Raw genomic sequence first — 23,361 nt, forward strand, 5'->3', positions numbered from 1 at the left:
ACCAACATGGATATGGCTATATGGAATAAAATGATTATTTTTGCATTATGGCAAATTCAGAAAACAATATAGGCTCCCAGAACGAGATTGTTCTTGGCGAGAACGAAATGGTGTGTTCGCTCACTAATCGTGTGGTGAAAGCCACAGAAAAAGAAATGACTTTGCAGTCGATGATTGCAATGATGACGGAAGAGTATGGTTTCGCTTCTGAGGATATGGAGCGTGACTATAAGGTGAAGTATGAGGATGTTGATACTGGTAAAAACAAAACTCAAAAAGTGGATTTGGCCATCTTTAATGCTGGTCGTGCCCATGATGAAGATGAGCTAATCCGCTTTATCATTGTAGCAAAAGATGCCAAAGTGAAGCCAACCGATAAAAAGGCTGGTGTTGAGGCTACAACAGAAAATATTCTGAGTACTACAGATTGCGAGTTCGCCTGTTGGACAAACGGTGAAGACCTGCAATATGTACATGCCTTTGAAGATGATTTCGGACAGGTGACCTGTGAGCCAATTTCTGATTTTCCTGCCGAGGGACAGACACTTGAAGACCTTGAAAAACAGGGAGAAAGAGCTGTGCCACGTAAACCTGCCAATGAATCGCTTGTCAAGACCTTTAAGCGTTGTCATGATTATATCTATGGTAACGAGGGTATGAAGAAAACTGCTTTTTGGGAACTTCTCAACCTGATATTCTGCAAGCTCTATGACGAGAAACGTCGCTTCTCTGATGCAAGAGAGGGCATCAGTTATCGCCGTCGTTTTTGGGTGGGTGTGAAAGAACAGAATACTCCAGAAGGTCAGCATGCTGTTGCTGAGCGAATCAAGGGAATCTTCGAGGATTTGAAGGACAGTCATGTCTTTAAGGATGTGTTCGATGGCAGTGAGCAAATTACTCTCTCCGACCGTGGTCTTGCTTTTGTAGCAAGTGAACTGGCAAAGTATTCTTTCCTTGATGCTACGGTTGACGTGAAGGGTACAGCCTATGAAACCATCGTAAGCAACACGCTGAAGCAGGCGGCTGGTCAGTTCTTTACACCTCGTAATATTATCAAATGTATGGTTGAGATGCTTGATCCCGACCAGAATTGTCGTGTGCTCGACCCTGCTTGTGGTTCGGGTGGTTTCCTTGTGATGGTACTCGACCATGTGCGCCACAAGATAGCCCGTAATTTCTATCCGGAATTGGACGAGATGCACCTTGAAGCCAAACTGAACTCAGCTGAGGTGGATGATGCCGTTCGAGAGTATGCCGAGAAAATGATATTCGGTTTCGATTTCGACCCGGACTTGAAGAAGGCTGCACGTATGAATATGGTGATGGCTGGTGACGGACATTCAAATATCTATAACATCAACTCTCTGGATTATCCTTATGGTAGCAAACCAGATGTTCCTCATATTGCTGAGGCTGTAAATGAAAGTATCAGTCACAGTGCCGACCGTGATTTCCATTTTGAAACTCCTGCAACAAACGCACAGGGCAAGTTTGATATGGTATTTACGAACCCTCCGTTTGGTACGAAAGTAGAAGTAGATCAGGAGATTGCTGCGCGATATGAATTGAGCAGCAAGGCTCCAGAAGTACTTTTTATTGAGGCATGTTACAACTTCTTGAAGCCTGGCGGCAAAATGGCAATCGTATTGCCTGATGGTATTTTGGGCAATCCAAATACGGAGAGTGTACGTTTGTGGATTCTCCAGCATTTCAAACTCCTGGCAAGTGTGGATTTGCCTGTAGAGACTTTCTTGCCACAGGTAGGTGTGCAGGCATCACTCCTCTTCCTTCAGAAGAAGACGGATGCAGAAATGCTTGTGCCTATTGCGAATGAGAACTATGACGTATTTATGGCAATTGTAGAACAGGTAGGCAAAGACCGTCGTGGTGTTCCTGTATATGTAAAGGACGATGACGGAGCCGAAATTCTGTTTGAACATTATAAAAAATGGCTCACATACGCTGATAACGGACGTGAGATAGTAAGACAACGTAGAGAACGTATCAAGCACTTGGCGGATGATCTGCCAAAAGTGGCGAAGGCGTATAAAGAGTTTAAGGAGGGAAAAGCATGAAATATCGCCAACTTAACAGTAAGGAAATACTTAAGAGTAAGAGATTTGACGGAAGCTATCACAATGCAGATGTCAATATCTTCGATTCGGTAATTACAAGTCACTCATCACAAGCATTATCATATTATTGTTCCGAGATTTTTACATCTGGGAGAAATAAACGTGTCTATACTAAAGCTGAATTTGGAGATCCTTTTTTAAGTAATTCTGACGCTTCATCTTTAAATCCATTTAACGCTTGCAAATATAGTTCGAAGAAATATGGATATGATGAATCTGCGTTATTGAAAGGTGGTATGATATTAACAGGAAGAGTTGGGGCTATAGGTCAAACTGTTTTTGTTCCAAAATATTGGGAAAAATATCGAACACAAGGGTCTGATAATATTATTCGAATCGTTGTAAAACCCCAATTTAAAAAAGGTTTTATATATGCATATTTGGTTTCAAAAATAGGTAACTTGTCTTTTTGGAAACATGCAACAGGAGGAGTTCAACCTTTTATTACTGATAAAATGGTTGGACAGCTTCCCATTCCTGATTTTTCAGAATCCTTCCAGCAAGAAGTAGATAATTTGGTACAGGAAGCTACAAGATTGAGAGAAGAAGCGGCAGATATGCTTACGAAAGCAGAACTACTATTGAAAACAGAAGCGAACCTTCGAGAATTAACTTCCGAAGATTATGATTATTTTGGTCCAAGAAATGCCGAACGCAAGGTCTCTTGTTTTAGCATTAAGCGTAAGGATATAACTACGACAACCATCAATGCATTCAATTTGTCTGAAAGAATTCGTAAAACAAAGGATTCCATTGTCTGCAAGACGAAATCTCTTAGAGAAGTGTTACTTGGGGGAGACACATTCTCAACGGGGTCTTTTCCACGTGTTGAAGTGAAAGAGGGATTTGGAGTTATGCTGATAAACCAAAAAGACATCTTTGATAATATAGTAAAAGGTAAATATATATCTAAGCGTGGAGTAAAGACCGACAATTTAGTTGAATACGGAGAAGTCCTTATTGCCGGTGTGGGAACATTAGGCGAAAGTGAGACATTTTGCCGTGCAATATTTGCAAATGAAGATTTGGTCGGTCAACTTGTTTCTGGAGAATTTATCCGTATGAAGACAAATGATGAAATACCTTCTGGCTACCTTTACGCTTGGTTGGCATCTGATTATGGATTTAGATTCCTAAGAAACATTCAGGCTGGGACAAAACTTTGCCGTCCTATTCCAAAATTGGTTTTAGAATTGCCAGTCCCTATATTGGGCAAGGAGACAATGCTAAAAATAGACTCAATAGTTAAAGAAGCACATACCAAACGATATGAGGCCAATAATTGCGAGCACAAAGCCATCCGCATGGTCGAACAAGAAATCGAAAAGTGGACTAAACATTAAATGATTATATGATGACAGAAGATACTTTTAAAGACCTGTGTCTTTGTGGTGAAACCACTAAGGTACAGTTTAAGGAATCGTTTACTTCTCAGAAGGAAATAGCAAAAGAGATGATTGCCTTTGCCAATACCAAAGGTGGAGTAATCCTCTTTGGTGTGGAAGACAAATGTGGCAAGCTTGTAGGTCTGTCATACGATGAGATTCAGGTAATCAGTCGTGAACTTGGCAATGCTGCCAATGAGCAAGTGCGCCCAACCATCTATATTGAAACGGAGGTTGTGCGCATGGAAGAAAAGCATTTCCTGATATGTTCTGTCGAGGAAGGTAAAAACAAGCCTTACAAGAATCTCAACGGAGAAATTTGGGTGAAGCAAGGAGCCGATAAACGTCGCATTACAGAGAACTCGGAGATTCTTGCCCTGTTTCAAGACTCAGGCAGTTATCAACCAGATGCCGCTGGTGTGAACGGTACGACGTTTGATGATCTTGACCGCTATGCCATTGACGAATACCTTCAGAAGGTTTATGCTACGACGTTAGACGGATTTGGAGGTAAGGCGGAACAGGTATTAAAGAATATACATATTCTTAATCATCATGGCGTACCGACACTTGCCGGATACCTGTTCTTTGGCAAACATCCAGAGTACAATTGTCCAACTTGCATGGTAAAAGCCGTATCATTTTTCGGAAATGATCTCGCAGGCACACAATATCGTGACTCCAAAGAAATATTGGGCAATATGTCGCAGCTTTACAACAAGAGCATGGCTTTTCTCAAAGCCAATCTGCACAATGTGCAGGAAGAAGGAGCATCGTTCAATACGTTAGGCAAGTTGGAGATAGCAGAAGAGGTTTTGGAAGAAGTTGTTCAGAATGCACTTGTGCATCGTGATCTGCTGCGTCCTGCTCCCATCCGCCTTTTCGTCTTTGACAACAGAGTGGAGGTAATCAGTCCTGGAGCTTTGGCTGGAGGACTAACAGAAGAGGATATACGCAATGGTAAGACCTACCAGCGTAATCCATATATGGCCACCTTTGCCACCAATGCCTTATATTATAAAGGTATAGGTTCGGGTATCGTCCGTATTCTTGCAGAATATCCTGATATTCGGTTGGAAAACGATGTAAACGGAAAAGAGTTTAAGGTAACAATACCGAGAACTATCCAAAAGAGCGATTCTACTACCCAAAAGGGGCCATTTGAGGATATAAGTACTACCCAAAAGGGAGAAAACGCTACCCAAAAGAGTGATTCTACTACCCAAAAGGAGCAATTTGAGGATATAAGTACTACCCAAAAGAGAGAAATCGCTACCCAAAAGAATTTGGATACTACCCAAAAGGAAGTATTGGAATACTTTAAAGGCAATCCTAAGGCAACCAGAGTAGATGCTGCTAATGCACTAGGTAATATTACGGAGGATGGAGTAAAATTCATTATAGCAAAATTACAGAAGAAAGGCTTGCTGAAACGTGTTGGCGGAAGAAAACACGGAGAGTGGCAGGTATTAATTTAAAAACAAAACAATATGGCACAATTAAGAAAACCCATACATGATGATGGACCTGTGAACGCTGGAGAACAGCGTTTGCTGGACTTTCTTTGTGTGAAACTGCCAGACAACTATATGGTCATTCCGAATCTCAATATCCCGATAACAGGTCCCAACCGAGTTATGAAATATTGGGAGTATGACTGTATTGTGTTAGCTCCGCATGCAATTTATCACCTTGAGAACAAAGACTGGGCTGGCAATCTTGAAGGAGATGATTGGGCTTGGTTCCGTAGTGGTCAGGAGGTGGCTAATCCACATAAGACAGCAGGCCTTAAAAGTCGTATTCTTGCAAGTAAAATAAAAAATCAGCATCCAGATTGGCATTTCGGTCTGATTCAGACGGCTATAACTCTGAGTCATCCGCAGCAGTCTAAGTTCGGACTTGATCCTACCTGCGACTGTTACGGACAAACCTTTACCTTGGGTAATGAGCTTATTGATTTCTTGACCAATCCGGAGAGGGTAGGACGAAAAGCAGGGGCAATCCTCGATTTGCAGAATCAATTGACCGATTTGCTGACCGGTCAATCTGTGGAACGTCGCAAGACAGAACGTACGGAAATTTTCAACTATCAGATAGAGGAAGTACTTCAGGAAACGGAAGAATTTACAGAATATCTATGTGTGCCAAAGCTCATAGCCACAGCACATTATAAGATTCGTGAATATCCTCTTGATGTTGTAGGAAAGAGTCCGAAGGAACTGGAGGAACTTACGCTGAAGGTTCAGAATGCAAGTCTTGCCCAGGAGAAGATAGGTACGTCTCCATACATCGTTCAGACCATCTGTCGTATGAATGAGGAGCAGACTTACTATTATGAAATCAGCCGTTATCAGGATGAAAGTTCACTCCGCAGCAAACTGCGTTTGAAGACCTTTAAGCAGACAGATAAGATCAGTATTATCCTTGATGTGGCGCATGCATTAAAGGCTGCTCATCAGGAACAGGTATTCCATCGCAACGTTTGCCCGGAGAATATATATGTGTTTGAAGGTGGTAAGGCTGCTCTTGCCAACTTTGGCATGGCATGGTTTGTAGAACACTCTGACTTCAGCTTTACGGTGAAGAATGACATTGACATGAAATCTCCCTATTCAGCACCGGAATTTATGGAAAACGATGCCTGTGCAGGTAGTGATATATTCTCGTTGGGTGTCATCTTCTATGAGCTGATGGTCGGTAAAAAGCCATTTGATAGCAGCTTGATTTTCAGTGCAGTAATGGGAGGTAAACTGCCAGATGACCTGTTGCCAAGTAAGGTCTCAAAAGATTTGCCGGCATGGATGGATGAAATCGTGAAGCATACGATAGTGGCAAACTTAGACGAACGATGGCAAGATGCAGATGAGTTTATCACGTTTATCAATAACTCTATAGAAGAGGAAAAGAAGACAATCCAGACCGTTCATTCTACAACTGGTGGAAAAACAGAAGAGAAGAAAACCTGGTATCTGAAAGATATGAAGCCAGGAGTGAAGGTAACTCCTTCATTGACACTTCATGAAATACTGGGTAAGGGAGGCTTTGGACGTGTGTTCAAGGTATGGCATGATATGCAGAAGCAATATCTTGCCATCAAGATATTTGAGCGTGATGCATCGGTGGATAATGCTATTAACGAGTTTGAGGCATTGAAATCGCTTCATCATCCTAATATCGTTGAATTTAAATATATTGATAGAACTCAGCAAGGATTGTTCTATACCCTGATGGAACTTCTTGAAGGAGAAAACCTTCAGAACTATACCAGGGGTGACCTTCGTTTGCCTGTTGATGAGGTATATAAGATGGCTATCCAGATACTTGGAGCACTGAAATATATGCAGGAGGAGCAAAATCCGCCAGTTTATCACAGAGACATCAAGCCAAGTAATATCATGTGGCATAAGCGTCAACTTTATAAGCTGATAGATTTCAATATATCTACTACTACAGATGACAAGTCGTTTGGCGGTACATTTCCATATATGGCTCCAGACCTGATTGTAAGTGGCAATAAGATTGATTGGGACAAGTCTGCCGACACCTTTGCTTTGGGTATTACTATGTATGAACTGTTGGCTCATGCTTATCCATGGCCAGGTAGCAACATGCGTCCAAGTATTCATACATTGCCAACAGATATCCGTAAGTATAATGATAAGCTGACGGATGAAATAGCAGAGTTTGTGATGAAGTCTATCATAACAGATAGAACCAAGCGTTTTACTTCTGCAAAAGAGATGCTTGAAGCATTACAGAAGATTGGTGTTGACAGAATATTGAAGGATACTTCATGCATCCTCGATTCTCCTACGGTAAATGCAAATCCTGTTGACTATATTAATTCTCTATATAGTCAAAGTCGTCATGGCAATAGCGGTACTCGTGCTGGCTCAAAAGCTCATGCTTTTGATGATCTTACCTATTCTGAGACAAAGCTTGATAAGGAACTGATCAAGGATATCAAGAATCTGAAGTACAAGCTGATAATCATTACCGGTAATGCCGGAGACGGAAAGACCGCATTCATCCATAGAATTGAAAGTCAAGGTACAGACAAGAAGGCGTATGATTCGAACAATGGATCTTGTTTCTATCTCAATGGAGTGCGCTTTGAATCAAACTATGATGGTTCTCAGGATGAAGATGATAAGGCAAATGACGATGTGCTGGCAGAGTTCCTTGCTCCTTTTACAAATCAGACAGACTATACAAAGGCTACTGAGGGGCGTGTAATTGCCATTAACGAAGGTAGATTGGTTGATTTCCTTTCTACGAGACAGGAGTTTAAAAAGCTTCAAGACAACATTGAGGAGTACTTTTATAAAGAAGGACATGTAGAACTGCTTCCGGGATTAATGGTTATCAATTTGAACCTTCGCTCTGTAACTGCAAAGGATGGTCAGACTCCAAGTCTGTTGGCTCAGCAGGTTAAGAAACTTACTCGTCCGGAATTGTGGTCAAAGTGTGAAGGATGTCCGATAGCTGATCGATGCTATATCAAATATAATGTAGATACGTTCCAGGACAGCAGTGCTGGAGATGAGGTAATCAGCCGTCTTGAATGGTTGGTTAGAACCATCGTATATAAGCGTGAACTTCACATTACTATGCGTGATCTCCGCTCAATGATAGCATGGATGCTTACTCGTGACTACTCTTGTGATGAAGTAAAGCAGCTGGTAGAATATGTTCAGACAGAACGTATTCCAGAATACTATTGGCAATACTATTATTTTAATCTTACAGCGCCAGTAGAAAGAACTGTGGATGATTTCATACTTCCGTCACTTGACTCAAATGACCGTCTGGTTAAATTGCTCCGTGAAACTGATGTAGCTGGTGTTGCCCTGCCTGCATTCGACCGTGATCTCTATTACAGCAGTAAGCGCCCTGATGGATATCTGATATTCAGCGACAGAAAGCATAGTCTGCTGAATGATTTCAATGAAAATAATGTAATTATACCTGCATACGAAGTAAAGTCTGACGAAATAAGAATGAAGGTTACTAGTCGCCACAAGACTTTTGTGCGTCATCAGTATTTTGAGGGCACCATCGACTACCGCAGACGTTTGCCGTATCGTTATGCCAGCAAGTTTGAAGAGCAACTTCGTGTTGAAGATGAAAAATCACTGAACGAAACCAAGCAGGATCTGGCACGTGCCATCTCGGCAAGTGAAGGCTGTGACAATGTTCTGTTGACGGAGGGATATCTTCTGTTGGCAAGTTCTAATGTGGCTGATCCTATATCAAAGAGTTATCGCAGATTTCCTCTAGATGAGTTTGAACTGTTTGTGAATAAGACTGATCATTTGACAAAGTATATTGAGTATGAGAGTGACAGCTTGACTTTCCGTCACAAGATGGATAAATTCATCCAGTTGACAGTCAGTCTTGATCTTTATGAAATGTTGCAATATATTCGTGCAGGTTTCAGTCCTTCCGTTAACGATTTGCGTGGTCGTTTCATAGAACTTCAGATATTCAAGAACCTCTTGGAGGCAAAGACTTACTCGGAAATTCTCGTTACGAAGAATAACAGAAAATTCACCATAGTTCGTCTGGACAATAATAAGCATATAGTTATAGAACCTCTTAAAGCATAAGGAGAATACGATTATGATACTGAAATTAAAGAAAGGAACCGTCCCATTCTTGAATAAAGACTTGCTCTATGTGGATTTTAAGTCGGTAAAATTGGATCGTGTTCTTACCAATCTGTTTACTAAGATGTATGCAGGTGGACAGCCTGTATCGTTGGCGTTTAGAAAAGAGTACACCATCGATATACTTAAAGATAACTTGGAAAAATTAGAAGCCCAGGGTGTTCTCAATGGTGTAACTGACAATCCTGATGGTGTAGAAGACTGGCTTCGTAGCTCATTGTTGGAACTGGTGAACCGTGGTAATGTTATCAAGGAACATGTATCTGCCTTGAAGCCGCTCCACCTGCTTAGTTTCCGTGTGCAGAACAGTAAATATTGTAGAGACTATCGTGCTTCCGACCAACTTTACCTGATGCTGAAGAGTAATCCAGAGGTAATGAATGGGTTAGTAAAATATCTGAGTAAGGGTTGGGATAAATCTTCTGGTGAGATTAATACGCAGGAGGAACTTGATGTAGATACTACAGGCATTCTCTACATAACCAAGCCATTGCGCGAACGCAAGAGTATGAACAAGGAGGTGGATGTCATTCCATTGCCATTGTTGAAGAAGCAGGCGGCCTTGTTTACAGATGACATCCGCAGACTGCTGATTTACAAGGATAAACTCCCGAGAGCCGTCTTCATCGATTATCTCAGAATCCTTTGCGGATTGCATCTGACACTTTATACCATGAAGGTTGTTTATCTTCTGCCTAAGATGATAGAGGCAGGCACTCGTGAGGTAGAGGATGACTGGTCTATGGTGGTAGATGTAACAGATAACTTGGATAGCATCGTAGCTCCATATGCTTGTAAGGACATAGAGCGTATGGAAAACAGCTATGGTAAGTATATTCGTGCTACTTATATGATTGACATCATACAGGATAGAAAATCCTGTAGCGTGGATGAGGCTCTCCGCATATTGAAAGAAGACAATGATAAGCAGGGTGAGTACTATGAAGTGAAACTCAAGGATATAGAGAATAATCTTCCTAACAGTGATGAAAAGGAGTTTGACAAAAACGACTTCCGTGAAATGCTGGAGTTCTTCCCTGAGAATGACTACTTTGATATGTTTGTACATGTTTTGGAGAAGTCAAACTTAGGAGCCAGCCAATATCGCTATCTTCGAGAGTTCATAGATGCAGTATCGATGAAGAACAGTTCTTCTATGCTGATGGCCGACAGCCGTTCTAAGCGCCATCCACGTCGAGGTGCTCTTGGAAGCAAGTTGCTGGAAACAATGGTTCAGCTTCTGGTGCTCAAAGAAAAACCGAATGGTGGTTACGAAACCCGTTCACTCTCTATCGATGAGTTGGCTAGTGCTATCCGTGAGCGTTACGGTCTCATCATCAATGGTATAGAAGACGAGCGCTTTGCTGATGCTGATGTAGAAATGAATGCAGCATTCCATCTGAATATGGAAGCTTTCAAGAACAAGTTGCGTCAGATTGGATTCTACACAGATATGAGCGATGCTTGTATCCTTCAAAAAATTCGTCCACGTTATAAATTGGAAGACTAATGGAAAATATTAAAACATTATATTATGAACGCTTTATTCAGCATGTCGTTGAAAGCTATTCGCCAAAGCTGAAAGCTGCCAAGCCTGGTCATTGCATGAAGATTACAGGCTTGGCGATGAAAGAACTGCGTGTATTGCTTCCACTGCTCCGTCCTTTGAATGGTAATATGGAAGTATTCATTCTTTCGGAAACAGAGAAGGGTGACGATTTTATACATGCAACGAAACTGATTGAGTTAAGAAACAATCCAGATAAGTCGGTATTGGTTCTTGTACCTTCAAACAGTCGTACATCAGCAGAAGACTCTTATGGTGATGCTACGTTCCAGAATCTTTCTGTGGCAAAACTCCAAGATACTTTCATGATGAAACTCATAGTTGAGTTGCCTGAGGAGAAAAAGTATTTATGGAAACAGATGACAGATTTGTTTGAAGAGATTAAGCCTTCAAGATCAGCGGTGGTAAAATATCTGCTTTATCTCGAAATAGAGCAGTATGCCGATGAAGCTTGGGGAAATGGGCTCTATCTGTTTGGTATGTTGCCAGATAAGGATCTTGTAAAAAACGAGGGATCTGTAAGAAGAAGATTCATGCTCAATAAAGAGAAGGTATCATCTGTGATGGCAGATTTTTCTATAACTGCAGCCGATAGAATTGCAAGTTTACCTCTGGTTAGAAATACCGTTCAGAAGGAATTAATGCAATACTTTACGACGACAGATCATATAGAGGATGCACTGTCTCTTTTTGAGAATATCCATGATTTTCACCCAGAATTCAACTATGCAGAATTGCCATGGATTGATAAGGGTATTGAGGATAAGCCTATAAAGGTTAAGGTGGATATTGTTCCTGGAAAGGAACCAAAGAAAGAACTCGTTCGTGATGCTGATACGGGAACTTTGGTTTTGGGTATCCCACAGGAAAAGAAAGGTAAGGTATCATTTACCATCACTACAGATCCATCTCCAAAAGACTATCCTGATATCTTTTCTTTTGAGATCGCATTGGTGAAAATCGATGACTTCTCAGAAGTAGGGGTTTTGAAAAAGGCAAAGGTAGGAACCAATAAGCGTGCCTCCCGAAAACTTTCCTTGAATATATCTCATGGTATGTTTGAAGAAGGTGAATATCTGCTCCGTGTTCGTGCTCTTGACGAAAATGGAATCGTTCTTGATGCCTTGAAAGAATTTAAGGAAGAGCGAGTACAGGCTGCCTGGCTTGATGCTAAAGAGCAAAATCCAAATCTCCAGATGGAACAGTTTCGTTTGGAGCAGCATGTGGCGTATTGTAACGAATCAGAAAGTTTTACTATCACAGAAGATGATTTCATAGATGATGGTACTGTTGATAAGCGTGGAAAAGTAAACAGTTTTACTCAGGGTATCATACATTATCGCAGTACCCATCTCTATAAGGGTGAAGAGTTGGAACTCCCTCAGGGAGGAACGGATAGAAATGCTTGGATAGAGGGGTCTCTCAACAATACATACCAATTTGATTTTGGCGCAGCTTATGCTTATCAGATACAGTTGCCTAAGAAGCTGATTCAGCTTGAAACAACTTTCTTGCAGAATGATTCGGCTTTCGGACATGTGGAGGCTTTTCTTAGTGGAAATCCTACAGATACAAAACTCTTGGACCCAACTGACAAGGCAAGACAATTTCCATTGTTCGTCGAAGCAAAAGGATTGAATATTCCAAATGAACTTTCGGCATTGCGTGAGGAATTGTTTGCCGTGATTCGTGAATCTGCAGATCATGGAGCAGGTTTGGTATGTACTACTGATTTCACGACAAATATGGGTCTTGTAAAAGCATATCTGTCTGAATATGATACATGGTTGAGAAATGCGGGTGAACAGAATTTGAATGAAGAGCAATTTATTACTCTCCAGAATCTTGATACTGTTCGTCTCACTGTTGAGTTGCCAGATGGTTCAAATACCCATGTAAAACTCATCACACCACTTCATCCATTGCGTCTTGCCTGGATGGTAAATCTCTATGAGTTATATCAAGACTGGGAAGAAAAGACACTGGAGCACCCGTTGTATCGTAAGGCCTGGTATAGAAAATTGGATAAGTTATTCCTAGGTCTCTTGCCAATGGAAATTGCTCCGCTGATACTCTGTGAGAACTCTTTGAAAGAGGCATACCAATACATCGGAGAGATTACTTTCGGTTGGGGTGCATATGCACAACCTGCCTTTGGTCAGGAATCATTTGCTTCAGGTTACCGCCAGTTGAAATCATATACAGCAATGTTGCTGAATGTGGCTCGTGAGAAACGAATAGACAGCGATGTAAGTAAAGAGTTGGTTGTTCGTCATCTTTTCAATTACGGACTATCTCATCCTTATACAGATAAACTGGTTATCAACTTGTTCAATGCCGGTGATGCAGCGGTATTTGCACAGGCTCTTATTGAATTGGAGAAAATCGGTTTGGGAATAGGACTGACTTATGAAGTGCGTTTGTTCTCAGATAACAACATGTTGCAATCAGGTGAAGCCTTTAAGGATTTACTTGATCCTGATGCTGCTGGTGCTCCTGAGGCAGAGGTCTTCTCACAAGTTTCTGCTAATCGCTTGTTCCCAAAACTGCGCTTCTCGTTGAATAGGGTTAGCGATTTTATAGATGATCATAACAAGTATCAGGCACATCTGTCATTTCTGGTAAATCCATTTGCCGTCAATACCGAATTAGTACGTCCTGATGAATTGAGCCGTTCTTTCTATTTGAATGGTACGATTTGCAGAAATGTGGTTAATGCCGTAAAGGAAGGTAAGTCATTTGTTTGGAATCGCTATTTCTCAAATAAGACTTTGCCAAATCCGGTATCTGAGTCGGCAAATATGGAAGTCAGCCTGTTCGCTCGTCTGCAAGAGGCTACAGGTAAATTGCTTTCTTCAACGCTTGAAGAATCTGTTCCGGCAACAACTCTCCGCTTGAAGGAGAATGACATGATGCTTCTATCTTTCGTACATGACAGTAGCGACTGGGTAATCACCTTTGATAAGAATATGGGACCAGAGTTCTATGATCTTCCTTGTTTGGGTGATAATGATAATCTTTATCTCCTCGACTATATTCCAGGCGAGGAAGCAACAGGTGTGTCATCATATCTGACCACAAAGCCTACAAGCGAAATTGGAGCTCTGATGATACCTTTGTTCAAGGAATATGGTATTAATCTGGAAAAGTATGAGAATTTCAAGCAGATACTGGAAGATGTACGTTCTGTAAGTAGTTCGCTTATCATGCAGGTTAACGCAACTTCTCGTAAGGGATTTGAGGTTATAGGAACAACTTTGTGTAAACGCTTCTTAGAAAAGAAAGGTATTACCAAAGAGTCTTTCCTTATTCCGATTGACCTCCATAAGGAGCTGTTTGTGGACTTGGATAACGAAAATAAGGAGCGTGCAGATAATCTTGTTGTGAAAATTGATTCTGCAAAGAAAGAGATACTCTTTACAGTAGTTGAAATTAAGTGCCGCAATGCTCATTACAATATGGAAGAACTTCATGCTAAGATGGTTAATCAAATAGAAAATACCATCTTTGCCCTTCGTTCTCACTTTGAAATGGCCGTCGATGGGTACGACCGTCTCGATAGAGAGTTAAAGGTGCTTGAACTGAAGTCTTTTCTGGAGTTCTATATCCGCCGAGCAATGCGATATGGACAGTTGGATCCATTATATGCTCATGAATATTTGGAATTTCTGAGCAAATTGGCTGATGGATATACAATCCGTTTCAAGCAACTAGGAGTGGTTTTCGACTTTACCCAAATGGAACGTCAGAAGAAAGATTTCTATGGGGATGCTGTGATTTATACTATGGGCGAACCTGTGATAGGAGAAATTCTAAATACAGAAGGCTCTCTTGATACACAGGCACTTGAGGCTATGGACAAAGAATTTGTTAATTATTTTGAGCCTACATATAGTCCGGTGAATGTGCATGTGGATGATGCCATTCTTCTTCAGCAGAATCAGAATACTGAAGAATCTGAGCAAAATGATGAATGCGAGATTGTCATTCCGAAGAAAACAACAGTTACATCTGATGTAGAAACGCAACCGAGTTCTGAACATACGGCTGTTTCGTCAAATGAACAAAATGAACAGCCGTCAGTTTCGTTTACACCTGTAGAACAATCTCATGTTGGGCAGTCTCAATCTGGGAATGGCAGTGCTGGTAATGTGACTATAGAAAATGTATCGCAAGAAATTTCGGATCCGGATTATCAAGAGCCAAATTGCGATGTAATCATAGGAAAAAATGGTGCTTCTCCTCAGTATGGTGTGCTGGGTAAGATGATTAGTAATGGGCGTGTCATAGGTCTGGATTTGAACGAGTGTAATACAGTTAGCTTGTTTGGTGTTCAGGGTGCCGGTAAGAGCTATACTATTGGTTCCATAACAGAGATGGTACTTCGTCAATTTTCCAAGGTGAATAAGCTGCCAGCTCCGATGGCAAGTGTCATATTCCACTATAGTGACAGTATGGAATATGCTCCAGAATTTACTTCTATGGTATATCCAAACGATGAGTCTGGTCAATTGGCTAAGCTGAAAGCAGAATATGGTGCAAAGCCAGGCAATATTAAGGATGTAATCTTATTGGCTCCTGAAAGCCAGGTTGAAACCAGAAAGTCGGAATATCCTGATCTTGAAGTCCATTCTATTGGCTTTGATTCTTCAGAATTGTCTGTTAAGGACTGGATGTTTTTACTTGGTGCTATGGGAAATGACTCTACTTATATAAAGGAGTTAAAGCAGATAATGAAGGCATGTCGTAATGATATGAGTTTAGTAAACATCCGAAATGGTGTGGCAAACAGTAATCACATGAGTTCTTCTCAGCGTTCTCTTGCAGAACAAAAACTTGATTTCGCTGAAGAATATATCACGGATGGAAATAAGTTGCAACAGTATTTGAAACCAGGAAGGCTTATCATTGTTGACTTGCGTGATGAATTCATTGAAAAAGATGAGGCTCTTGGGCTTTTTGTGGTAATGCTTAATATCTTCTCTTCAGTAATGAGGGTTGATGGTCAGGCATTCAACAAGTTTATCGTTTTTGATGAAGCTCACAAGTATATGAACAATAAGGAATTGGTTAGTTCTATAACAACAGCCATTCGTGAGATGCGTCATAAAGGAGTTTCTATCATGATTGCCAGTCAGGATCCAATGAGTCTTCCAACGGAGATTATAGAGCTAAGTTCTATTGTTGTTATGCATAGATTCAGTTCTCCTGCATGGGTAAAACATGTTCAAAAGGCAATAACTCCGCTCCAAACGCTTACTGCAACAGAAATGGCTGCACTTGGTTCTGGAGAAGCTTATCTGTGGGCAAACAAGGCTTCAGACAAAGCTATTACTCAACGTCCAATAAAGATAAGCATACGCCCTCGTGTAACAAAACATGGTGGTGATACGATTCAAGCGGTGAAGTAATATATGAAGGTATTTGAATATACAAACAAAGGTAGTAGGGAAGAGAACCAGGACTATGTTGTTCATGGTTCTCTTTCTGAAGAATCTTGTGCATTTGTTGTAGCTGATGGCATGGGAGGCTATTCTGAAGGTGCTATGGCGTCGAAGGTAGTTGGTGACGCTTTGCTAGACTTTATCGAATTAAACTATACAAGTTTTGAACCTGCCATTTTGTTGAAGGAAGCTATTTCATTTGCTAACGATGCACTTATGCTGAAACGTATAGCGCTTGGTGTCTCAAAGATGGGATGTGTTGTAACTGTTCTCTTTATTACTAAGGGGTATGCATATCTGTCATGGTTGGGTGATAGTCGTATATATATGTATAGGGATGGTAAAGAAGTCTATCGCACGGAAGACCATTCTGTCATAAATGAATTAGCTAAGATAAGGAGTCTTGTACCATCAAGTTATGATAAGTATGCTTCTGTTGTCACAAAGTCTATAATGGGCGATGTTCCGGTAGATGTTGCTCCTATACGTAAAGTCAAAATCGAAAAAGGTGATATTTTTATCCTTTGTACGGATGGACTTCATAAAGAACTTGACATGACAAGAATAGTGGATTATAATGAAAACAAGAAGGATGATTTTGATTCATTTGCTCCTCGTGTTTCTGATAATTTTTCATTCATAAAGATTGAAATATGATATTAAATGATACTATAATTGATGATATTAAAATAAAGTTTGGACTTATGTTTGATAAGGCCGCAGATTTTGGTCTGTTATCATCTTATATATATAAGGATACTGGACGAACTATTGGCGTAACAACCCTAAAGCGCCTATTTAATTACATCAATGATGAGAGAAAAACGAGCGAGTACACTCTTAATACAATAGCATTGTATATGGGGTATAAATCTTGGGACATTTATTCTTCTTCAAAGATGCTAGATAGTGAATGGGGATATAAAGATGAAACTGTCTATATCAATGCCTTAGAGGTTGGTACGAGAATAATGATTCAGTATTTGAACCGAGTTGTGAACTTTGATGTTTGTGCAATAGATGGGCAAAATGTTCTTAAAGTTACTTCAACCCAGAATAGCAGTTTGAAAGAAGGGGATATTCTTTTTGTTTGTAAAATAAAAAAGGGTGATATTCTGGAGGCGAATAAAGTGCTTAGAGGGTTAAAAGTTGGCAATTATAGAACTAATGGAGAGATCAAAGTTATAGAGATTGTCAATAGTTGAAAATGCAATAAACAAAAACAAAGTCATCTGTTTGAGCAGATGGCTTTGTTTTTGTTATACAGTTTGTGGAACTACGTAGAATTATTTAATAGTTTGTCAATGCTGAATGTAAAGGTATAATCATTCTGTACATTCTCTATCATGATTGGCATCATGATAGTCATAGTCTTGCCTACATATGATGAAGCTTGTGCATCTCTTGTGGCAGCATCGTTATAAACGCATGGTATCAAGTATTTTTCTCTCCATCCTCCATATTGGCCAGATACGAAATAGACGTTGTCTGTAGGTAAGAGTAGGTCTGATAAACTTGCACCTTTAGGTACTGTAGAGGCTGGTTGACTGTTGTTGCGCTCATTGTATTTCATGCCAGAGTGCATAACTCGACCTGTTTGGCCTTTGTAATCAACATAGCTTATATCATCCCAATTAATTTTAAGGGTATGTCCGGACTTGTTGGTTAAATCAAAATTAAACTGTTTGGAGCCAACATACCATACGATATTGATGTAATCATCTTCATAACGATACTTGTTGGTTGTTCCATCTTGGAAATTTACTACTTTAGTATCTCCAAACTGCTGTTTTGCATTAGCAGGACTCTCTACAGTTTTTAATCCAATAGAATAGTCTGCTACATAGCTTTTGAAAGCACCACATGAAGTCATAGCTATTAAGGCTATGGCTGTACATAAAAGATTTCCTAGTTTCTTCATTACTTATATATTTTAGAGTTGAACATTTCTAGGATGCAAAGATACAATAATATTTGTTCAGTTGTATCATTTTGGCAAAACGTGGACAAACATGGATGGATACCTCATTTAGTTTTTGTTTAAATAGGTTAGAAGAATATTCGTATTAAAAGAGCGTTACTAAATGGCATGAAATCGTGTGAAAGTATGTAAATGAAGCCTTGTTTTTGCCAACCAATTCAATTTAGTTTGAAATTATGTTGGCAAAATGTTGGCAATTTCTAAGACTAAAAAATCCCACTACGAGGTCTTTCGTACTGACAGAAAATCGTTCGTTTGACAAAACCACCTTTGCTTACTTGTAGTTGCATACGAATCGTTTTATGGTGCTCAGTTTTTACTCTGTTTCGCTTTTATTGCGTCATGAGTAATATACTTCCAACCAAGACTTGTCCTATTCTGTTCAGTTTCATAGATGAACATTAGTTATTTTTGAATACAAAAAAAATGATAATATTTCATAAATTGCTTATTTTTTTACTATTTATACTTTTTTATCTTTTGGGGATCTATATATATAAATGTTGTTTTACCATATGAATAGCTTTGTTTATATCCAATATATTTACTCGAAAGAAGGAACATTTTAAGTGTATAACCACTAAATATATTTTACTATTTATTGTTCCTATTGATGAGGTCAAAGGCTAAATTTCCTGCCAGTTTCTCTATCGTTTGCTTCTCTTCTGTGTCGTTTGGCAGTTGATGTAGCCATGTGAGGACATTGAGAAGTTCGAAAATGGTTGATGCTACCAGGAAAGGAGCCTTGTTTGTTTTTACTTCCTCATCTATGTGCTGTCTATGAGAACCTTCATTGGCAATGGATACTAGTGAATACAGGTGTCGTTGGATATGCACAGGTACTATATCTTGCAGCTTCTGATGTCCCAGGAACTTGCTGCATTCATTAAGGTTTGCACCGTTGAACTTGATAGCAAGGAGTCCATAGTCATACAGGTAGCTCATAATCCAGTCAAGGACTTTTCTCACTTTGTTGAATGTGTCTGCATTTGCAAACTCCCGATTCTCGTATATCTTGATGATGCTTAAAACTTCATCTGCGATAGTCCCTTCCAGCCAGGAGAATATTTCAGGATATTTGTTCTTGATGATTCTGTTGGGCTGCTCGTTGATCGTTTGGATAATGTCATCGCAAAGTTTCTCGTCATCAGTTCCCTTTTCATAGAATACTTTGTAGATGGTTTTGAACATCTGATCGCTGAGTAGGTCTGGCTGTCCTGTTGAGATAAAGTAGGGCAATTCCTTGAATTCTTCCTTGATTCTCATAACAGCATTCTGAAGACCAGCCACACTTGCCACTTCCTGCTCGCTTTCATTAAGCACTTTAGCGTCCAATATGACAGCTTCCCAGAAGGTTGGGTTCTTGGCGTATGTGTCAAGTCCTTCTTTCTGGGTCTTGAATGGGGTAAGCTCCATGTTGTAATGAAGCTTACAGAACTTTTGGAAAGAGGTCATCTCTTCCCACTCATCGTCTATCCACAATATATGATAACTATTGCTCATTGTCATTTCTGTATATAGGTAAATAAATACGAACGGTTGACCAAATGGAATCCAGGTCTTTCTGTGTAAGGAGGTCGTAGTCTCCGCCATAGTGTTCTACGATGCTTCTCACAATATAGCCGCCTTCTCCTGTTCCAGCAGTGATGCCACCTTTTTCGCCCCTAAGTCCATAGCGTATCTTGTCAAGGCCCTTAGGAAAAGGTGTTCCATTGTTGGTGAAGTCGATTTGGAACATGTCTTTTTCCTCATCCACGGTGAGTTTGACCCAGATGGAATAGTCTTTTCTCTTTGGATCGGTGAATCCATGTTTGATGGCGTTACTGAATATGTTGTCACAGAGTCTCTGCAGGTCATCCTTTGCCATGAAGACGTTGATGCCTTCTGCGTAGTCTGGAATTTCTTTGAGATATTCCTGCCAGTTTTTGTCCCCATTCATGTTGAGGGATAGGAGGGTATCTGGAATGGTAAACCCATAATTTGCAAGAGCTTGGTAGTCTTGTACTATCTCAGAGTTATAGTTTTGTCCATCAGGATTGTTTTCAACCAGGTATTTATCAATATTGATGATTTCTGGTGTTCCAAACTGATCTTCTCTAGAGAAAATCTTGAGTATGGTGGTGAGAGAATCAATTGCTGTCTTCTGGTTGGCAATCTCTTCTTTCATACCCTGCATGAAGTCTTCTTCGCTCATGGAATCCTTATGGTTGATGTAATACTCCAGGTTCTTTCTGGCACTTGACATTTGACGAAGATGTGGCATCATGTCGTGCTTGCGTGAGCGCACTTCATTGATATAGTCTGTCTTCATCTTGTCAATTACATCAAGAAGACCGGTCTCTTTTGCCTTGGCCATGGCTTCCTGCTGGCATGCCTCTTTGTATAGAGTCTTCTGAGTGCTTATGTCTTCTGGCAACGCCAGTTTATACTTCATAATCGTATTCTTTGAAATATGAGGTATAATACCAGTTCCACCGATTTTAGCCTTACTCAGTACCATGCAAAGATACTCGATGTCAATCTCCATTTCTGGAATAATGGCAAGTACGTTCTTTGCCAACCAAACAGGGGATTGCTCGGAAGCCTTGATGATGGATGGCTTGAGATTTCTCACCATGGACATAATGATTGCAGTTTGCTTTAGCTTTGCGCAACCTTTAACGTTATCACTATCGTTGAGAGCCTGTTGGGATATATAAGGCTTTGACCAATCATTGCTCAAATCTGTCACTTTCAGCATCTTGCCTTTGTCTGCTTCCGTACCTTTTATGCAAGAAGGAATCTCTACGATTTCCTCCAAGGCTACAGCCCTATATCCCTCTGGAATCTCCAACTCTTCGTGCTGAAGGTATTGGGTTAAGTCCCAGGTGTAGTCATATTCTCTGATATCATCATATGATATAGAGACAGAAACCTTTGGCTGGTCAGTGTGATATGCAGTCATTATCTTCTCAATGTCAAGGTGAATGTTGCCGTCACTCTTATCATACATTTTCGAAGCATCAATGAACCTGATGGCATTTTCATACTGAGGGTTCTTTCTCAGGATGACACAGGTTAGCGGTATGCTGGTATATGAGAGGATTCCTTTAGGCAAAAGAATAACCGCATCAACAATGTGCTTTTCCATAGCCCACATTCTGAATCTCTTTTGCTCGCCATTTGCCCACTGTATGTTTGGAGTCATGAAATATACACCAGTACCATCCTCTGATGTGGTCTCAAGAAAACGGTTAGCAGCTACCAGTTCTGCCAGTTCTCTCTTGTTGCCATTTGCGGCTGCATGTTCATCCTGCATCTGCATTTTCATTCCGAGTGGTGGGTAGGAGATAATGGCATCATACAGCTCGTTAGTCCATGACGTGTTAGAGTCATTCGTAAAATCTACAGAATCCAGCTTATCAGCCAGTCCCAGTCTGATTCTTCCCAAGAGCCATATCTCTTGATTGATTTCCACAGCATCTATATACTCGTAGTTCTCCATATCAGTGCCAAACTCCATCATTCCACCAAATGGAACAAATATGGATTTTTCTTTAGGAGAAATGAGTGACTCTATAAGTGCACAGATGTATCTTGGCGTATAGAATTCCTCTGCATATTTATTTGAGATAGTCTGTTCGATGCAGAAATCCAACCAATCAAGATATTCACCTTCTGAATAGGATGTACTACAGATCATCTGCATGGCTTGATTGATGAACTTGATGTTTATCTTTGAGATGGTTCTAATGAATACACCCTCTGCTTCTTCATACAAGTCATCATCACTATCCAGCAGTTCAAACAGAGGCTGATTATATTCAAAAGAATCAACCAGCTTGGCTTTTTGCTTTTTGATATATAGCAAAATGCCTACTAAAGTTGAAATTTCAACTCCAGACAATCCCGTTGTTTTCAGGGTACCAATTACCTGATTCATTACAGACTTTGTCTCATTGCTCACTACAAGATTCTTCCTCATTTCAATCAAAAATTAAGTTACACATCAATTAACGAGTGCAAAGGTACTAAGGCTCTGTGCAGTCATTCTGCACAGATAAATATTTCTTGAGATTTTCTTCAATTTTACCCTTAATTGTGTCTCTCAGGCTTTGAGGAGAAAGAACTTCTACGTCTGGTATGAATGAGAATATCAGCTGGTCCAGCTCCTTGTTGGGCTTGACCTTGATGGTGATGGTTCTTTCTTCCTGATTCACTTCCTGTGATTGGTGGAGAGGTTTGGATACAATATAAGGAAAACGATTTTCCGAGAATCTAAGTACCACGGTTTCGATGTCACCCTTTGGTACAGTTACTCCAATGACATCGTCGAAATAGGTGTCGAAATTGATCTGAGTATTATTGCAGAACGGAACATCTACTTTCTTGAATGAAACGATTCTGTCTAATGCATAATTGCCAATTGTATCATATTCGGCGCTTTTTCCGAGCAGGAACCATCTGTTATTATATTGCTTCACGTAGTAGGGATGGCATATAGTCTCGAACTCATGACCTTTGAATGTGCGATAGTGAAGTTTGAGAGGTTGGTGGTTGACTGTAGCATCAATGATGCCAGAAAGATTTTCTAATCCCTGAAGTTTATCATTTTGCTCAAAGGAAATGAGATTCTCCGCATTGGCCTTTACCCCAAAGCGGTATTCCAGATTTGAGATGACCTCTTCAAGCCATGCTGTAGCTGGTGTTCCTCTATAGCGTCCCAGCATTTGAATGGTTGAACGCAGATTGTTCACCTCTTCAATGGACATCTCATTATTATATATGGTGAAGTTTGGATCTTCATATCTATAATATGATTTTTTGCCCACAGCCATTGGATAGGCCTTTATAGGTGCATCAAAGGTTACTCTATCGCGCATATACTTAATGTCAGCACGTATTTGGCGAGTACTAACTTCGATACCTGTCAGGTCATAGAGGGCGTCATTTACCTTCTCTTTGAGGTCCTCGAAAGTATATTTATGCTTAAAGTCACTGAAGCATCTGTCTAGTATTTGATACCTGAGTTGGGCATTTTTATTTGTTGGCATGATTGTCAGCTATTATCGTTACTATTATGAAGGTATGTTGCCTTCGTCAAGTCAGAAGAATCTTGTCTATATTGACCGCTACAAAGTTAATCAAAAAAACACAGAATAGTTATTATCTCTTAAGAAATTAAGAGTTTTTATACTTCT

At 40.3% G+C, this 23,361-nt stretch carries 12 protein-coding genes; 8 read left to right on the forward strand and 4 right to left on the reverse strand.

Annotated elements, in window-relative coordinates; translation table 11 throughout:
• Nucleotides 1-47 precede the first annotated feature (47 nt).
• Genes mads2 through CFT61_RS03850 form a run of 8 tightly spaced genes read left to right on the forward strand, consistent with a single transcriptional unit; the run spans nucleotide 48 to nucleotide 17,405 of the window.
• Nucleotides 48-2,075: a methylation-associated defense system DNA methyltransferase MAD2 gene (mads2, locus tag CFT61_RS03815; protein WP_089543149.1), complete on the forward strand. Its 2,028-nt coding sequence runs from the start codon at nucleotides 48-50 to the stop codon at nucleotides 2,073-2,075.
• Nucleotides 2,072-3,478: a methylation-associated defense system restriction endonuclease subunit S MAD5 gene (gene mads5, locus CFT61_RS03820; RefSeq protein WP_089543150.1), complete on the forward strand. Its 1,407-nt coding sequence runs from the start codon at nucleotides 2,072-2,074 to the stop codon at nucleotides 3,476-3,478. Before mads2 ends, mads5 begins: the two co-directional genes overlap by 4 nt.
• A gap of 8 nt (nucleotides 3,479-3,486) precedes the next feature.
• A complete protein-coding gene (locus CFT61_RS03825; protein WP_089543151.1) occupies nucleotides 3,487-4,998 on the forward strand; it encodes an RNA-binding domain-containing protein in 1,512 nt (503 codons plus the stop codon).
• A gap of 12 nt (nucleotides 4,999-5,010) precedes the next feature.
• Nucleotides 5,011-9,129, forward strand: coding sequence for a methylation-associated defense system protein kinase MAD6 (gene mads6 / locus CFT61_RS03830; protein WP_089543152.1), 4,119 nt, complete (start codon nucleotides 5,011-5,013; stop codon nucleotides 9,127-9,129).
• A 13-nt stretch (nucleotides 9,130-9,142) separates the two neighbouring features.
• On the forward strand, nucleotides 9,143-10,699 hold the full coding sequence (gene mads7 / locus CFT61_RS03835) for a methylation-associated defense system protein MAD7 (RefSeq protein ID WP_089543153.1): 1,557 nt from the start codon (nucleotides 9,143-9,145) through the stop codon (nucleotides 10,697-10,699).
• Nucleotides 10,699-16,167: a methylation-associated defense system ATP-binding protein MAD8 gene (gene mads8, locus CFT61_RS03840; RefSeq protein ID WP_089543154.1), complete on the forward strand. Its 5,469-nt coding sequence runs from the start codon at nucleotides 10,699-10,701 to the stop codon at nucleotides 16,165-16,167. Before mads7 ends, mads8 begins: the two co-directional genes overlap by 1 nt.
• A gap of 3 nt (nucleotides 16,168-16,170) precedes the next feature.
• Nucleotides 16,171-16,857: a PP2C family protein-serine/threonine phosphatase gene (locus CFT61_RS03845; RefSeq protein WP_089543155.1), complete on the forward strand. Its 687-nt coding sequence runs from the start codon at nucleotides 16,171-16,173 to the stop codon at nucleotides 16,855-16,857.
• Complete coding sequence (locus CFT61_RS03850) at nucleotides 16,854-17,405, forward strand: hypothetical protein (RefSeq protein WP_089543156.1); 552 nt, start codon at nucleotides 16,854-16,856, stop codon at nucleotides 17,403-17,405. The genes CFT61_RS03845 and CFT61_RS03850 overlap by 4 nt, the downstream gene beginning before the upstream one ends.
• Nucleotides 17,406-17,476: 71 nt before the next feature.
• Here CFT61_RS03850 and CFT61_RS03855 read toward each other — a convergent pair whose 3' ends face one another.
• The 4 genes from CFT61_RS03855 to CFT61_RS03870 form a co-directional block, all read right to left on the reverse strand.
• Nucleotides 17,477-18,121 carry a hypothetical protein gene (locus CFT61_RS03855; protein WP_089543157.1) on the reverse strand — a complete coding sequence of 215 codons (645 nt, stop codon included), beginning with the start codon at nucleotides 18,119-18,121 and terminating at the stop codon, nucleotides 17,477-17,479.
• A gap of 654 nt (nucleotides 18,122-18,775) precedes the next feature.
• Nucleotides 18,776-19,684: a hypothetical protein gene (locus tag CFT61_RS03860; protein ID WP_142990545.1), complete on the reverse strand. Its 909-nt coding sequence runs from the start codon at nucleotides 19,682-19,684 to the stop codon at nucleotides 18,776-18,778.
• A complete protein-coding gene (locus CFT61_RS03865) occupies nucleotides 19,674-22,145 on the reverse strand; it encodes an N-6 DNA methylase (protein WP_142990546.1) in 2,472 nt (823 codons plus the stop codon). The genes CFT61_RS03860 and CFT61_RS03865 overlap by 11 nt, the downstream gene beginning before the upstream one ends.
• 46 nt (nucleotides 22,146-22,191) lie before the next feature.
• Nucleotides 22,192-23,214, reverse strand: coding sequence for a helix-turn-helix transcriptional regulator (locus CFT61_RS03870; protein ID WP_089543160.1), 1,023 nt, complete (start codon nucleotides 23,212-23,214; stop codon nucleotides 22,192-22,194).
• Between the last annotated feature and the right edge of the window lie 147 nt (nucleotides 23,215-23,361).

This window comes from Segatella copri (assembly GCF_002224675.1).
Classification (GTDB): Bacteria; Bacteroidota; Bacteroidia; order Bacteroidales; family Bacteroidaceae; genus Prevotella; species Prevotella copri_U.

Excerpts from the sequence above, each read along its gene's own strand:
- mads2 (WP_089543149.1), top strand. The coding sequence starts at position 48 with ATGGCAAATTCAGAAAACAATATAGGCTCCCAGAACGAGATTGTTCTT.
- mads5 (WP_089543150.1), top strand. The coding sequence starts at position 2,072 with ATGAAATATCGCCAACTTAACAGTAAGGAAATACTTAAGAGTAAGAGA.
- CFT61_RS03825 (WP_089543151.1), top strand. The coding sequence starts at position 3,487 with ATGATGACAGAAGATACTTTTAAAGACCTGTGTCTTTGTGGTGAAACC.
- mads6 (WP_089543152.1), top strand. The coding sequence starts at position 5,011 with ATGGCACAATTAAGAAAACCCATACATGATGATGGACCTGTGAACGCT.
- mads7 (WP_089543153.1), top strand. The coding sequence starts at position 9,143 with ATGATACTGAAATTAAAGAAAGGAACCGTCCCATTCTTGAATAAAGAC.
- mads8 (WP_089543154.1), top strand. The coding sequence starts at position 10,699 with ATGGAAAATATTAAAACATTATATTATGAACGCTTTATTCAGCATGTC.
- CFT61_RS03845 (WP_089543155.1), top strand. The coding sequence starts at position 16,171 with ATGAAGGTATTTGAATATACAAACAAAGGTAGTAGGGAAGAGAACCAG.
- CFT61_RS03850 (WP_089543156.1), top strand. The coding sequence starts at position 16,854 with ATGATATTAAATGATACTATAATTGATGATATTAAAATAAAGTTTGGA.
- CFT61_RS03855 (WP_089543157.1), bottom strand. The coding sequence starts at position 18,121 with ATGAAGAAACTAGGAAATCTTTTATGTACAGCCATAGCCTTAATAGCT.
- CFT61_RS03860 (WP_142990545.1), bottom strand. The coding sequence starts at position 19,684 with ATGAGCAATAGTTATCATATATTGTGGATAGACGATGAGTGGGAAGAG.
- CFT61_RS03865 (WP_142990546.1), bottom strand. The coding sequence starts at position 22,145 with ATGAGGAAGAATCTTGTAGTGAGCAATGAGACAAAGTCTGTAATGAAT.
- CFT61_RS03870 (WP_089543160.1), bottom strand. The coding sequence starts at position 23,214 with ATGCCAACAAATAAAAATGCCCAACTCAGGTATCAAATACTAGACAGA.